The organism is Thermodesulfatator indicus DSM 15286 (assembly GCF_000217795.1).
Lineage (GTDB): Bacteria > Desulfobacterota > Thermodesulfobacteria > Thermodesulfobacteriales > Thermodesulfatatoraceae > Thermodesulfatator > Thermodesulfatator indicus.
In genome coordinates this window covers 2,279,590-2,292,762 of the sequence record NC_015681.1, presented here as the reverse complement: position 1 = coordinate 2,292,762, position 13,173 = coordinate 2,279,590, and the positions used below count along the sequence as shown (strand labels likewise).

Below are 13,173 nucleotides of genomic sequence, written 5' to 3'. Positions count from 1 at the left end.
AGTTTTTTACATGACAAATAATAATGGAGGAGCTAGGCCTTATCTTCATTTAAGAGTATTTCTAGACAAATCAAGCTTTTTAAGGTAAAAAAGTCTTTACTGTATGAAGGTCAATCTGATGAAAGATAAAGCTGTAAAAAGCTAGATGGATGATAAGCCATATCAAAAAAGGCACTTTGAAAGAAATTTCTGGCTGTGGGGCGTTTTGTTCCCAGGTTTTTCCCCCACGAAAAATATTTATGAAGTTCATCATAACATAACATTCAACGGTAAAAGGTAGAAATCCGAGAAATCCTAAAACAGGCATCTCAAAAAGCTTCACTTCTCCTACAAATGGTACGGTATAAACCCACTTGCTTACGGCCCAAAAGTTCCAGAATTCCCAGAGAAAACCACAAATTAGACCCGAAAGCAGTAAAGAGTAAAATTTTTGAAAGGACCCTTTTTCCCACTCTCGTAAAAGAGAGGGTGCTCCTAAAGCATGATTTATAGGTTCAAGCAAGAAAATAAAACTTCCCCAAACTAGAGGAAAAAAGTAAAGTGGGTAGGCTACGGGCAATATCAGGAAAAGGATACCCAAAAGCATGAACCAGGGATAAGCTAACCTTGCGTCTTTTAAGGGCGGAACTTTTCCTTTTTTTATTAGTCCATAGGCGAGAATAAGTTCATAGGTTTCAAAAAGTCCAGGCAAAACTGTGCCGTAGCAGATGAAATAACCCAACCAGCGCCAGGAAATTTCAGGAATAATGTTTATATAATGCCAGTTTTTTAAATAAAGGTTAAACCATTCAAAAATTAGCCAAATAAAGACAGACCAGGGAATTAAGGCTAGAAATTCACGAGTACGATCAATAATCAGGGAACTTCCGGTTTTTCTTTTAATCAGCCAGTCCACAAAAAAGATATAAGGCCACCAGGCAAAGGCATAGAACCAAACACCTACAAATTGGTTGCCACTAAAAAGCAATACTTCACTAATTATCAGCAAAAGACATGCAAATATTCCGTAAAAGCGAACAAACGACATAAGCAGATAAATCCTAGAGACCTTTACAAAATTCGAAAAACTGAGAGTAGATAGCCATGGCGCCAGGTGCCCCGCGAGATTGCTTCGTCACTTCGTGGCTCGCAAGATGGCTCGCAAGACGAGATAGAGGGGCGTGCCTCGCAATGACTGCCCCGTAGCCACTGCGATCCCTTACTATTTGTCACTGCGAGGAGCCGTAGTGAGATCCCTTCGCTGGCGCTCTGGATAGGCGAAGCAGTCCCTTCCAGCATCGGCCATCTACCACCGGCCATCTACCATTTAGTCACTGCGAGTCCTTTCCCGCTTGTCACTGTGAGCGAAGCGAAGCAGTCTCTAAATATAGCATTTGCAAAGGTCTCATCTTAGTTTTTCAAACTCTTTGTTTATTTCGATAATACGTTCTGTTTTTTTCTTCAAGGTTTTAATCTAAATTCCCGTTTAAGCGAGAATCTAGATTTTTGAAAATGGCTATTTCCTAGGGAGACAAACCCGAACATACCTCTCCTTATATCCTGAAACCCATAAACGCTTTAACGCCTAGGCATATATGCAGAAAAACTAGGGACAGGCAAAAATTTATTCGTCCTGGTTGAATTTGGCCAAGTGATAAAAAGGGGGTTGACAGGGATATTGTTTGTCGTTATTTTAACCTGCGCTGGATGGGTCGGTAACTCAGTTGGTAGAGTATCGGCCTTTTAAGCCGAGAGTCGCAGGTTCGAGTCCTGCCCGACCCACCAGTGATTTTTAAAATTAAATACGGTGTCCCCGTCGTCTAGCCAGGTCCAGGACACCGGCCTTTCACGCCGGCAACAGGGGTTCAAATCCCCTCGGGGACGCCAAATTTTCCTTCCTTAACTATGACCATCCAGATTCTAGCTTCAGAAAGCCTCGGTGTAAGGTCAATGGCCACTTTGGTGCGCACTCAAGATGTCTCTATTCTGATTGATCCCGGTGCAGCCCTTGGTCCTAAAAGATACGGACTTCCTCCTGACAAACTGGAATGGGAAAGACTTCATACCATTAAGGCCGAAATTAAAGAAAAAATAAAAGAGGCCGATGTTATAATCATCACTCATTACCATTATGACCACTATGACCCTGAGTGGGCAGGCTTATTTAAAGGTAAACGTTTGTTAATAAAAGATCCTGAGAAAAACATTAATCGTAATCAGGCGAAAAGGGCCAAAGAATTTATTAAAAGGCTTTCTTCAGCAGGTTGCTTTTTTGAAGTAGCTGAAGAAAAAGAACTATGGCTTGGAACTACGAAAGTAGCTATCTCAGGTCCACTTAACCATGGCCCTGATAAACGTTTTGGGGCGGTGGTGGCTGTTTATATAAAATCGCCAACAGGAAGTTTTCTACATTCTTCAGATGTTTCTGGGCCTGTCCAAAAAGAGGCCCTTTCCTTTTTTTATAAGACATCACCTGAGGTTCTCTTTATTGACGGTCCGGCTACTTATCTTGGTCCACGGTTTGGCCTTCAAGAGTGTAAATTAGCTCGTCAAAACCTGATTTCCTTGGTAAGAGATCTGCGGCCCACACATTTGATAATGGACCACCATCTTGTGCGAGACCTTAACTGGAAGGACTGGGCCAAAGAGATTTATGATGCAGGGAAATGTACAGGAACAAAAGTAATATGTGGGGCAAAATTTATGAATAAACCGGTTTTACTTCTTGAAGCCGAACGAAAACATCGCTATAAAACGCTTAAAAATAAAATTTTAAACTTTGAAACCAGTTAAAGGGAGGAAGTCTCTATGAGCATGTCTAATTTTCTTTTTACTTCTGAGTCAGTAACCGAAGGCCACCCTGACAAAGTGGCTGACCAGATCTCAGACGCCATTTTGGACGCCATTATTGAAAGGGATCCTTATGCCCGTGTGGCGTGTGAAACTATGGTCAACACCGGCATGATTCTCATCGCCGGTGAGATAACTACTGAGGCCAGAGTAGATTACGCCAAAATTGCTCGTGGTGTAGTCAAAGAGATCGGCTATAACCACTCAGACCTTGGTTTTGACTGGCAGACCTGCGCTGTTCTTACCAGTGTTGACCGCCAGAGTCCAGATATTGCCATGGGCGTTGAAAGAGGTGAAGAAATAGGCGCCGGGGACCAGGGGCTTATGTTTGGTTACGCCTGTGACGAAACCCCTGATTACATGCCTATGCCCATCTGGTACGCCCATCGCTTGGCCATGCGGCTTGCCGAAGTGAGAAAGAAAGGAGTTCTTCCCTTCCTGCGCCCTGACGGGAAGACCCAGGTAACAGTGGCTTATGAAGACCGCCGTCCTAAAACCATACACACTGTGGTAGTGGCGGCCCAGCATGAGCCCTGGGTGGAATACAAAGAACTGCGCGAAGCTATTATTGAAGAAGTCATCAAAAAGGTTATTGCCCCGGAATTTCTCACTGACGAAACAAAGTTTCTCGTAAATACCACCGGCCGTTTTGTTATTGGAGGTCCTCTGGCTGACTGCGGTATGACCGGGCGAAAGATAATTGTTGATACTTACGGTGGCCGGGGGCATCACGGGGGTGGCGCTTTTTCAGGCAAGGACCCAACCAAGGTTGATCGCACACCTTCTTATTACGCCCGTTATGTGGCCAAAAATATGGTAGCTGCAGGTGTGGCCAGAGAACTTGAGGTGCAAGTGGCTTATGCTATCGGTGTTCCTGAACCTTTGGCCATCAATGTTAATACCTATGGGACTAACAATATCCCTGTGGAACGAATTGTAGAGATTATCAAGGAGCTTTTTGATTTTAGGCCACGCCACATGATTGAATACCTTGATATGCGCCGGCCTATTTTTCGTAAGACAGCGGCTTACGGTCATTTTGGGCGTCCTGAGCCTGAATTTACTTGGGAACGTCTTGATATGGTGGAAAAAATAAAAGAGCTAGCAGGGCTATAAGGAGGCTTGAGAATGAATTATCACGTGAAGGATCTTGACCTCGCGGACAAAGGAAAGCTAAGAATTGAATGGGCTGGCCGGGAAATGCCAGTCTTAAAACAGATAAAAGAGCGTTTTGAAAGAGAAAAGCCTCTCAAAGGGATCAGGCTTGGAGCCTGCCTCCACGTGACTACCGAGACAGCTAATCTAATGGATGTGCTTAAAGCCGGTGGAGCGGAAGTGGCCCTTTGTGCCTCAAACCCCCTTTCTACTCAGGACGACGTAGCTGCTGCTCTGGTTAAACATTATGAGATCCCGGTTTTTGCCATCCGTGGCGAAGACAGAGACACTTACTACCAACACATTAAAGCTGTGCTTGATATGAACCCGCATATTACCATGGACGATGGGGCGGATTTAATATCTACGCTTCATGCTGAGTATCCCGAAAAAATAGAAAATGTAATTGGCGGTACTGAGGAGACCACCACAGGGGTTATTCGCTTACGCGCCATGGCCAAAGAGGGGGCCCTAAAATATCCGGTAATTGCCGTAAATGATGCCCTAACCAAGCATCTTTTTGACAACCGTTACGGTACTGGCCAATCCACCATTGATGGCATTTTGCGGGCCACTAATCGCCTTTTAGCCGGTTCTATCTTTGTGGTGGCTGGTTATGGCTGGTGTGGCAAGGGTGTAGCCATGAGAGCTAAAGGATTAGGGGCTCGCGTAGTAGTAACCGAAGTTGACCCTCTGAAAGCTATTGAAGCTGTCATGGATGGCTATGATGTTATGCCCATGGATGAAGCGGCCGAAATAGGGGACTTTTTCTGCACGCTTACTGGAGATATTAACGTTATTCGAAAAGAACACTTCTTAAAGATGAAAGATGGAGCTATTGTGTCGAATTCAGGACACTTTAATGTAGAGCTTGACCTTGATGGTTTAAAAGAAGTTAGCAGGGAAGTGCGGCGGGTGCGAGAAAACGTAGATGAATATACGTTAGTAAACAGAAAAAAAGTTTACATATTGGCTGAAGGGCGCCTGGTGAATCTGGCTGCGGCTGAAGGGCATCCTTCAGCGGTTATGGATATGAGTTTTGCCAACCAAGCCCTCTGTGCTGAGTATCTTGTAAAACATGGTAAAGAACTTAAAAATGATGTCTATAAAGTGCCTGAACACATAGATCGGTCCGTGGCGGAGATGAAGCTTCACGCCATGGGTATCAAGATTGACAAGCTCACCCCTGAGCAGGAAAAATATCTTTCATCATGGGAGATGGGAACGTAATGACCAAGCCTATAGCCATTTGCCTGCTTAGCGGCGGCCTTGATAGCTGCGTGGCCGCCGCTTGTGCGGCTAGAGAACATGAGCTTGCTTTTTTACACGTTAATTACGGCCAGCGTACCGAGGCTAGGGAGCTTCGTGCTTTTAACGAAATAGCAGATTTCTATCAGGTTAAATATCGGCTGGTAACGTCTGTTCCCGCCTTAAAAGATATTGGTGGTTCAGCTCTTACCGACGAAAACCTGGCTGTACCTGAAGGAAGTGTTTCTTCTCAGGGTATCCCTATAACTTATGTGCCTTTCAGAAACGCCCATTTTCTGGCTATAGCGGTTTCCTGGGGTGAAGTTATTGGGGCCAGGCGCATTTTTATAGGGGCCAGCCAGGTTGATTTTTCAGGTTACCCAGATTGTCGGGCTTCTTTTTTTGAAGCCTTCAATCAGGTGATCAAAGAAGGCACTCGCCCAGAGACAGATATCCGCATAGAAACGCCTTTAATTAATTTGTCCAAGGCCGAAATTGTAAAACTGGGGAAAGAGCTCGGTGCTCCGCTGCATCTAACCTGGTCTTGTTATCAAAGAGAAGATAAAGCTTGTGGACGTTGTGAATCTTGTCTTTTACGCCTCAAAGGCTTTAAAGAGGCTGGTCTTAAAGACCCTATTCCCTATGTCGAAGAAACTCTTTGAGTGTAAACGTTGTGGTTTTTGCTGTCAGGGCGAAAGCACTGTTTCTCTTTCCTCTGATGAACAAAAAAGTATAGCCGCTTTTTTGGGTCTGAGTATTTCTAGGTTTTTAGAACATTACACTGTTAACAAAGGCTCTCATATAGAGATGAAAATCGTAAATGGACATTGTATTTTCTATGATGAAAAAAATAAACTTTGCCAAATCCATCCGGTAAAACCCTTTCGGTGTCGTCAGTGGCCTCTTCATCCAAGTATTCTTAAAGACAAAGACAGCTTTGAAATTATACGGGCAAGCTGTCCAGGCTTTGCCAAAGAAGCAACTTGGGAAGAAATTAAAACCCTGGTAAAAAAGCACGAGTTTACTTAATTGTTAATTTTTTCAGCTCCTTCCACAATTTTGTAAAGTTTTCCCTTTTCAAAAATTGCTTTTAAAGCCCGGTTTTATTTACTTCGCTTAAATATAGTTTATTACTAAACAACTTGTTAATTTTGGCACATAATTTGGAATAAAACTACATTGCTAAAAATAAAAGGAGGCTCTGTGATGAAAAAAATCGAAGCTATTATCAAGCCTTTTAAGCTAGAAGAGGTAAAGGAAGCGTTGGCCGAGATAGGTGTTAAAGGAATGACGGTTAGTGAGGTTAAAGGTTTTGGTCGCCAGAAGGGTCACCGGGAGATTTATCGTGGTGCTGAGTATATAGTTGACTTCTTACCAAAAGTAAAAATCGAGCTGGTGTTAGAGGACGAACTAGTAGAAAAGGTGGTAGAAACCATCATCAACAGCGCCAGGACAGGGAAGATTGGAGACGGAAAGATTTTTATAATTCCAGTAGAAGATGCCATTCGCATAAGAACAGGTGAACGGGGTAAGGAGGCTGTTTAAGTGCCTCGGGCAATCAAAAGTACGGCTCCCCTCCTTGCGGCCAGGTCATCGGTTACAAACCGGGCTAAGCGAGTTGATAAGCTAATTAAAAGCCTTTTTCCTCCTGCTTTCAGAAAAAGGCCGGTAGCCATTTTGGCGGTTGGCGGTTACGGCCGCAAGGAGCTCTGCCCTTATTCAGATGTGGATCTGCTCTTTTTACACGGAGAGCTTTCTGAAGAAGAACTTAGCGACCTAGTGGAAAAGGTTCTTTATAGCCTTTGGGATAAAAAATTTGAAGTTGGTTATCGTGTTTGTTCCCTTGAAGAGGTTTTAGGTGACGCGCGAAAAGACTTTTCTCTTTTGACGGCTTTACTTGATGCTCGCCTAGTTTCTGGCTCAAGAAAACTTTTTAAAAAATTTAAAGAATTATTCGAAACCAATTTAATTTCTGGAAAACGCAAAGAATTTTTCCAGGTCCTTAAAGAAACCCGTCAAAAAAGACTGGAAATTTACCAGGAAGATTCTTTTTTGTTGCAACCCAATATAAAAGAAGGACTGGGAGGATTAAGGGATTATCATCTACTTCTGTGGACTGCACGCATTCTCTTTGGCTTAGAAACCTTGAGAGATATTGAAAGGGCTGGTCTCATCTCAACCAAAGAAAAGTTACAACTCAAGGCTGCTTATCAATTTCTTTTAGCGGTAAGAGAGGAATTACACTTTCAAGCCAAGCGCCATGAGGACCGCCTTTATTTCGAATATCAGCCCGTTATAGCGGTAAAAATGGGCTTTGGCTACGAAGCCGAAGGGGCCATTAGCAAGTTTATGACCAACATTTACCGCGCTATGGGTCAGATACACGAAATAGTCGAAGCCGTTTTGGACCATGTAGAACTCACCCTCGGCCTTCTTCCTGACGAAAGAAAAAAATTAGAAGGAGGCTTTGAAGTTATTTCTGGTCGTCTTTATCTTACTTATCGCGAAAGGGCCCTTTGGGATTGGCCCTATGTACTTAAACTCTTTATGCTTCAAGCAGAAACAGGGCTTAAATTACACCATCTTACCCGCCTCTTTTTGAAAGAGAATCTTATATCTTCTAAAACTTTCAATATTGTCAATATAGAGGGCAGTTTTTTTACAAAATTGTTAGTTAAACCTCATGCCTATTTAGCATTAAAAAGTATGCGGGAAACAGGTTTCCTTTCTCTCATTTTGCCAGAGTTCCAAAGGGTTTTAGGGCTTACCCAGTTTGATGTCTATCATGTTCATCCCTTAGACGAACATTTATTGTTAACAGTTCAAGAACTAAGCCGTTTACGGAAGGAACGGTCTATTTATTGGGATAGAGTGGAAAACGAAGAAGTCCTTTTTTTGGCAGGATTATTGCATGATATTGCTAAAGGACTACCTGGAAGGCACGAAGAGGTCGGAGCAGAGATGGCTTACGAGATAGCGATGAAATTTGGCTTTTCTAAAGAGGAAGCTCAAAATGTATCCCGTTTGGTTAGAGATCATCTTTCGATGGTAGAGACTGCTTTTAGAAGAGACCTAACCGAAGAGAAAGTTATTGTTGATTTCGCCAAAAAGATGAAAGATTTGGGTCATTTAACTAGACTGTATTATTTAACTATAGCTGATTCTCGCGCTACTGGCCCCAATGCCTGGAATTCCTGGAAAGCCGCCTTGATTGATGAACTTTATCTAAAAACAGCTAAAATTTTTACTGAAGGTTTTTTAGCAGAAAAACAAGCTATTTCAGAACTTGAGGCTAAAGAAAAGACCTTAAAAAAAGAATTTGGTTCTTTGGTGGATATTCTTCCTTCCTGTTATCTCTTGTATGCTCCCCTTGAAGAACTTAAGCCAGAAATTAATAAACTGAAAACTTTTAAAGAAAAATCTCTCCCTTTTTTACTGGATATTTCCAAGCGAAAAGACCTTTTCAAAATTTTAGTCATCACCAAAGATAGGCCTGAGCTTTTTGTGCGCCTGACAGGTATTTTTACTTTGCATCATTTAGATGTACGGTTAGCCCGCATTTTTACCCTCGAAGATGATACCGTGTTAGATATCTTTGAGGTGCATTCACCCTGTGGAGAGATAATTAAGGACGAGTTAGAAAAGACTTTTAAAGACGTAATCTTACAAAATTTAGACTTAGAAACTAGATTAAAAGAGACAAGACCTCTTTTTTCTTCTATAAAAAAGCCTTCTAAAGCAGCAAATTTTCAGGTCTCAATTAATAATGTTCATTCAGACTTTTTTACCATAATTGAAGTATATGCTCCTGATAAAAGGGGGCTTTTATATTATTTAGCTAAAGCCATTTCTATCTGGCCATTAAATATAGAACGGGCTTTTATTTCTAATAAAGAAGATCTTGTCTCAGATGTTTTTTACGTGAGAACGCCAGAGGGAGAAAAATTAAGTGATGAAGAAACAAAGTCTCTTGAAAAATATTTAAGAAATAAACTAAAAGAATTTTTCCAATAAGCTAACTTAGATAAAAAAACTAAATAAAGGAGGTTTCTATGACACCCAAAGAAGTTCTTGAATTTGCCAAAAAAAATGGCGCTAAAATGGTTGACCTGAGGTTTACTGACTTTCCAGGTATGTGGCAGCACTTTTCCGTGCCCATTGAAGAGTTGACAGAAGAAAGCTTTGAAGCTGGTTATGGTTTTGACGGGTCTTCTATTCGTGGTTGGCAGGAAATCCACGAAAGTGACATGATAATTATTCCCGACCCCAACACCGCGGTAATGGATCCTTTCTTTGAAGTTCCTACTTTAGTATTGCTTTGTAATGTTTATGATCCTATTACCAAAGAACCTTACAGCCGTGACCCGCGTTATGTGGCCCAGAAGGCAGAAGAGTACCTCAAGAGCACTGGTTTAGGTGATGTTGCCTATTTTGGCCCTGAAGCGGAATTCTTTATCTTTGATGACATTCGTTATGACACCGGTTCTAACTACTCCTTCTATTTTGTAGATTCTATAGAAGGTACTTGGAATACAGGTAGAGAAGAATGTCCTAACCTTGGTTATAAACCTCGTCACAAAGAAGGTTATTTCCCAGTGCCTCCGTCTGATAAGTTTCAGGATCTCCGTACCGAAATGGTTATGGTGCTTCAGCAGATTGGAATCAAGGTAGAATGTCAGCACCACGAAGTAGCTACTGCTGGTCAAGCCGAGATTGACATGCGCTTTGCCCCGCTTCTCAAAATGGGTGACCAGCTAATGTGGTTCAAGTATGTTCTCAAAAACGTAGCTTACAAACACGGTAAAACCGTTACCTTTATGCCCAAACCTCTTTTTGAGGACAATGGTTCTGGTATGCATACCCACATGAGTATTTGGAAGGGTGATACCCCGCTTTTTGCTGGTGATCGTTATGCCGGTCTTTCTGAAACTGCCCTTTACGCCATTGGTGGTATCCTTAAACACTGTAAGGCAGTGTGCGCCTTTACCAACCCCACCACTAACTCTTATAAACGTTTGACTCCTGGTTTCGAAGCACCGGTTAACCTCTGTTACTCCAGCCGAAACCGTTCAGCGGCTATTCGTATTCCCATGTATAGCCCAAGCCCCAAGGCCAAGCGTATTGAATTCCGTACCCCTGATCCGTCTTGTAACGGCTATCTTGCCTTTGCTGCTATGCTTATGGCTGCTCTTGATGGTATTGAAAACCGCATTGATCCTGGTGAACCCATGGATAAGGACCTTTACAGCCTCCCACCAGAGGAGTTGAAGGATATCCCAACCACCCCTGCTACTCTAGAAGAGGCTCTTCAGGCCCTTGAAGAAGACCATGAGTTCTTGATGAAAGGCGATGTCTTTACTGAAGACCTTATTAGCAAATGGATTGAGTATAAGCGCGAAAATGAAGCTGACCAGGTACGTCTACGTCCGCATCCTTACGAGTTCTTCCTCTATTTTGATATCTAAATTAGAAGGGGAGGGGGTTATCCCCTCCCTTTTATTCTGTTAAATTTTTCTTGATGTGGCGCAAAATTAGCCAGAGTTTTGGGCAAGTTGCCCAAGAATACGATCAATGGTATGAAAAAAATCCTCTGTTTTGTTCTGAGCTTGAAGCCTTAAAGCTTTTAGGGAAACCTGCGTATCCCTCTCTGGAAATAGGTGTAGGTACAGGTGCCTTTGCCAAGGCCCTTGGCTTTAATTTTGGCCTAGATCCTTCATTAGAAATGCTTTCAAAAGCGCAGGAGAAAGGAATAAAAGTGGTAGCTGGTTTAGCCGAGGCTCTTCCTTTTAAAAGTGAAAGCATAGCTTCATGTGGATTATTTTTTACCTTTTGTTTTTTGGCTGAACCAGAAAAGGCTCTGCGGGAATGTTATAGAATCCTTCAACCAAAAGGAAAACTTTTTTTAGGTTTTGTTCCTGCGGAGTCTCCTTTAGGCAAATTTTACCAAGAAAAGGCTCAGGCAGGGCATCCTCTTTATAAATTTGCCCGTTTTAGAAGAGGAGATGAAGTTTTAAATCTTTTTGAAAGGCATGGATTTTCTTTTTTAAAAGGTTTTTCTACTCTTTTTAATTTTCCTTCAATTAAGCCTTCACACGAAAAACCTCATAAAGGTTTAGATAATAAGGCTGGCTTTTGGGCTGTTTTATTTGAAAAGAGGTAGTTTCAGGCCTAGCCCAAAACTACCTCTTTTTATGTTCTAACTATTAAACTTAAGATTCTGGCGGTTCAGGGACATCGTCTCCGTGACATCCGTCACAGTTATGCTGAGCTGGAATGCCATATTCACCAGAAGGAAATTCGCCTTCAGGTTCATATTTTCCATCTTTCCATTTATTTAGTAGTACTACAAGATGATAAGCAACACTGGCAGTTACTCTGGCACAACGATCTCTTCTTTCCGGACTTTTTAAGGATTTATTGGCCTTTTTCATCCATTTTCCAACAGATATGTGACACAATGGCGAGTCACTAACGGTGTGAGGTATTTTTTTGGGATCAACTTTGGGGTTTTTAGGGACATATACAGGCATTTCAGCCTCACAATACCAGTCCATTATTTCGCTACCCATAAGTGCTCCAAGATGAGTTCCAGCTGTTCTTGGCCCTAAAATAAAATTAGTAACTACATTTGCGCCTAAAAGAGAACCACATATGGTTCCCCAGCCAGCCACGCCACCTTCGGCGAAGATAAAGGCTTCAATAGGAACAAGATTATACGGGCCTCCTACTTTTTTACGTAATTGAGAAAAAATACTACATACTACCGAACCACCGCAAAAGAGCTTATACCATCCACGATACGCCAATTCTGCTGTTTCAACAGGGTCAAGTTTTTCATAAGGCCATGGCCATTTTTCAGTTATGGCTTTGGCTTGAGCCGGACTACCTGGTAACAGCAATTTGCCAGCAGTAAGCCCTAAAAGTAAAGCTCCTGTACTCTTTAAAAGATCTCTTCTGGTAGTACCAAGCGCTGTTAATTTTTTATCACTCATAAAAACACCCCTTATAAAAATTTTTCTTATTTTATATACACTAAAACTAAAGATTTTGATCAAGGTTAATGAAATAGTTTGTGGGCCTTTAAAAAAAGTTTATTGGGGATTTTCTAGTATTTTTATAATGATTTTAAAAAGTTGTGTTTTTAATCTGTATTTTTGATTGATTTTATATAGGAGTTAAAAGTCTCCGGGAGAAAATTTTTTGACAGTTTTTGGAATATTAAGTGAATACAAACTTATATTTAAAAAAATTTGTAAAGTTTTTGCAAAATTCATGAAAGATTCCTTACCTTTGAGAGTTCAAAGGCACATTAAATATTTTACTTTTTAGGGCGTTTTGGAATAGGGCAATGTGCCACTTTATTATTCAAACTCAGGCTCTAAAAGCCACGAATAATAAGCCATTCGTTGTTTTTCATCATTAAAATTGATCCATTCGCAGCCCACTAATCTATTATTTACGTGAATTACACGGGCTTGCCCTGTTATTTCCTCGCCTTGATAAAAAATGGTAACGAAAATGTTATCTCCAGGATTTATTTCCAAATCTCTAGGTTTCCAAAAGCCGATTCCGCTAATACTGGCATTAGCTAGTTCTCCGGTTTGGCCATTGGAAAGAATAACTTTTGAGCCGTTTAATCTTATCCTTATGTGCCTTCTTTTTTCTTCGGGTTTTGGTTGAGCAATCATAACGTCACCTCCTTTTTAACTTTTCGGAAAAAGAAAAACTATTCTTTAACAAGTAGAAATTAAATTTTCGGAAGAGATTATCATGATGACTCTTTTTCCCTGCGATAAACCTAGTTGTAAGGATTTGGTTATATACAGAATATTCCCAAAAATAATTTTTTGATTTTATCGAAACGTAAATATCAAAAAAATTTATATCAAAAAAATAGAATAAAAACTTTTCTTGTAGGATAACTTTTGTATAATAAAATTT

Annotated in this window: 12 protein-coding genes and 2 tRNA genes; 11 read left to right on the top strand and 3 right to left on the bottom strand. The window is 41.3% G+C overall.

Features of this window, described 5'->3' with window-relative positions:
• Positions 1 to 79 precede the first annotated feature (79 nt).
• Complete coding sequence (locus THEIN_RS11255) at positions 80 to 1,027, bottom strand: hypothetical protein (RefSeq protein WP_013908788.1); 948 nt, start codon at positions 1,025 to 1,027, stop codon at positions 80 to 82.
• Between the two features lie 661 nt (positions 1,028 to 1,688).
• On the opposite strand from THEIN_RS11255, the gene THEIN_RS11250 reads away from it, so the two are divergent.
• The 11 genes from THEIN_RS11250 to THEIN_RS11200 all read left to right on the top strand — a co-directional run bounded on the left by THEIN_RS11250 (position 1,689) and on the right by THEIN_RS11200 (position 11,392).
• Positions 1,689 to 1,764: transfer RNA gene (locus THEIN_RS11250), tRNA-Lys, on the top strand.
• 24 nt (positions 1,765 to 1,788) lie between these two features.
• Positions 1,789 to 1,866 (top strand) — tRNA-Glu (locus THEIN_RS11245).
• A gap of 18 nt (positions 1,867 to 1,884) precedes the next feature.
• Positions 1,885 to 2,772 carry an MBL fold metallo-hydrolase gene (locus tag THEIN_RS12110; RefSeq protein WP_013908787.1) on the top strand — a complete coding sequence of 296 codons (888 nt, stop codon included), beginning with the start codon at positions 1,885 to 1,887 and terminating at the stop codon, positions 2,770 to 2,772.
• Positions 2,773 to 2,787: 15 nt separating this feature from the next.
• Positions 2,788 to 3,945: a methionine adenosyltransferase gene (metK, locus tag THEIN_RS11235; protein WP_013908786.1), complete on the top strand. Its 1,158-nt coding sequence runs from the start codon at positions 2,788 to 2,790 to the stop codon at positions 3,943 to 3,945.
• A 12-nt stretch (positions 3,946 to 3,957) separates the two neighbouring features.
• A complete protein-coding gene (gene ahcY / locus THEIN_RS11230; protein ID WP_013908785.1) occupies positions 3,958 to 5,214 on the top strand; it encodes an adenosylhomocysteinase in 1,257 nt (418 codons plus the stop codon).
• Positions 5,214 to 5,894 carry a 7-cyano-7-deazaguanine synthase QueC gene (gene queC, locus THEIN_RS11225; RefSeq protein WP_013908784.1) on the top strand — a complete coding sequence of 227 codons (681 nt, stop codon included), beginning with the start codon at positions 5,214 to 5,216 and terminating at the stop codon, positions 5,892 to 5,894. Before ahcY ends, queC begins: the two co-directional genes overlap by 1 nt.
• Positions 5,875 to 6,261: a YkgJ family cysteine cluster protein gene (locus THEIN_RS11220; RefSeq protein ID WP_013908783.1), complete on the top strand. Its 387-nt coding sequence runs from the start codon at positions 5,875 to 5,877 to the stop codon at positions 6,259 to 6,261. Before queC ends, THEIN_RS11220 begins: the two co-directional genes overlap by 20 nt.
• A gap of 177 nt (positions 6,262 to 6,438) precedes the next feature.
• Positions 6,439 to 6,777 carry a P-II family nitrogen regulator gene (locus tag THEIN_RS11215; RefSeq protein WP_013908782.1) on the top strand — a complete coding sequence of 113 codons (339 nt, stop codon included), beginning with the start codon at positions 6,439 to 6,441 and terminating at the stop codon, positions 6,775 to 6,777.
• The gene (glnD, locus tag THEIN_RS11210) at positions 6,778 to 9,246 is read left to right on the top strand and encodes a [protein-PII] uridylyltransferase (RefSeq protein WP_013908781.1); all 2,469 of its coding nucleotides are present in this window, start codon (positions 6,778 to 6,780) and stop codon (positions 9,244 to 9,246) included.
• Positions 9,247 to 9,284: 38 nt separating this feature from the next.
• Positions 9,285 to 10,697 (top strand): type I glutamate--ammonia ligase, encoded by a 1,413-nt coding sequence (gene glnA, locus THEIN_RS11205; RefSeq protein WP_013908780.1) that lies wholly within the window; start codon positions 9,285 to 9,287, stop codon positions 10,695 to 10,697.
• Positions 10,698 to 10,750: 53 nt separating this feature from the next.
• A complete protein-coding gene (locus tag THEIN_RS11200; RefSeq protein ID WP_013908779.1) occupies positions 10,751 to 11,392 on the top strand; it encodes a class I SAM-dependent methyltransferase in 642 nt (213 codons plus the stop codon).
• A 49-nt stretch (positions 11,393 to 11,441) separates the two neighbouring features.
• Here the strand turns inward: THEIN_RS11200 and THEIN_RS11195 are convergent, their stop codons facing one another.
• Together THEIN_RS11195 and THEIN_RS11190 are read right to left on the bottom strand one after the other, a co-directional pair.
• A complete protein-coding gene (locus THEIN_RS11195) occupies positions 11,442 to 12,224 on the bottom strand; it encodes a C-GCAxxG-C-C family protein (protein ID WP_013908778.1) in 783 nt (260 codons plus the stop codon).
• Between the two features lie 369 nt (positions 12,225 to 12,593).
• The gene (locus tag THEIN_RS11190; protein WP_013908777.1) at positions 12,594 to 12,920 is read right to left on the bottom strand and encodes a PilZ domain-containing protein; all 327 of its coding nucleotides are present in this window, start codon (positions 12,918 to 12,920) and stop codon (positions 12,594 to 12,596) included.
• Between the last annotated feature and the right edge of the window lie 253 nt (positions 12,921 to 13,173).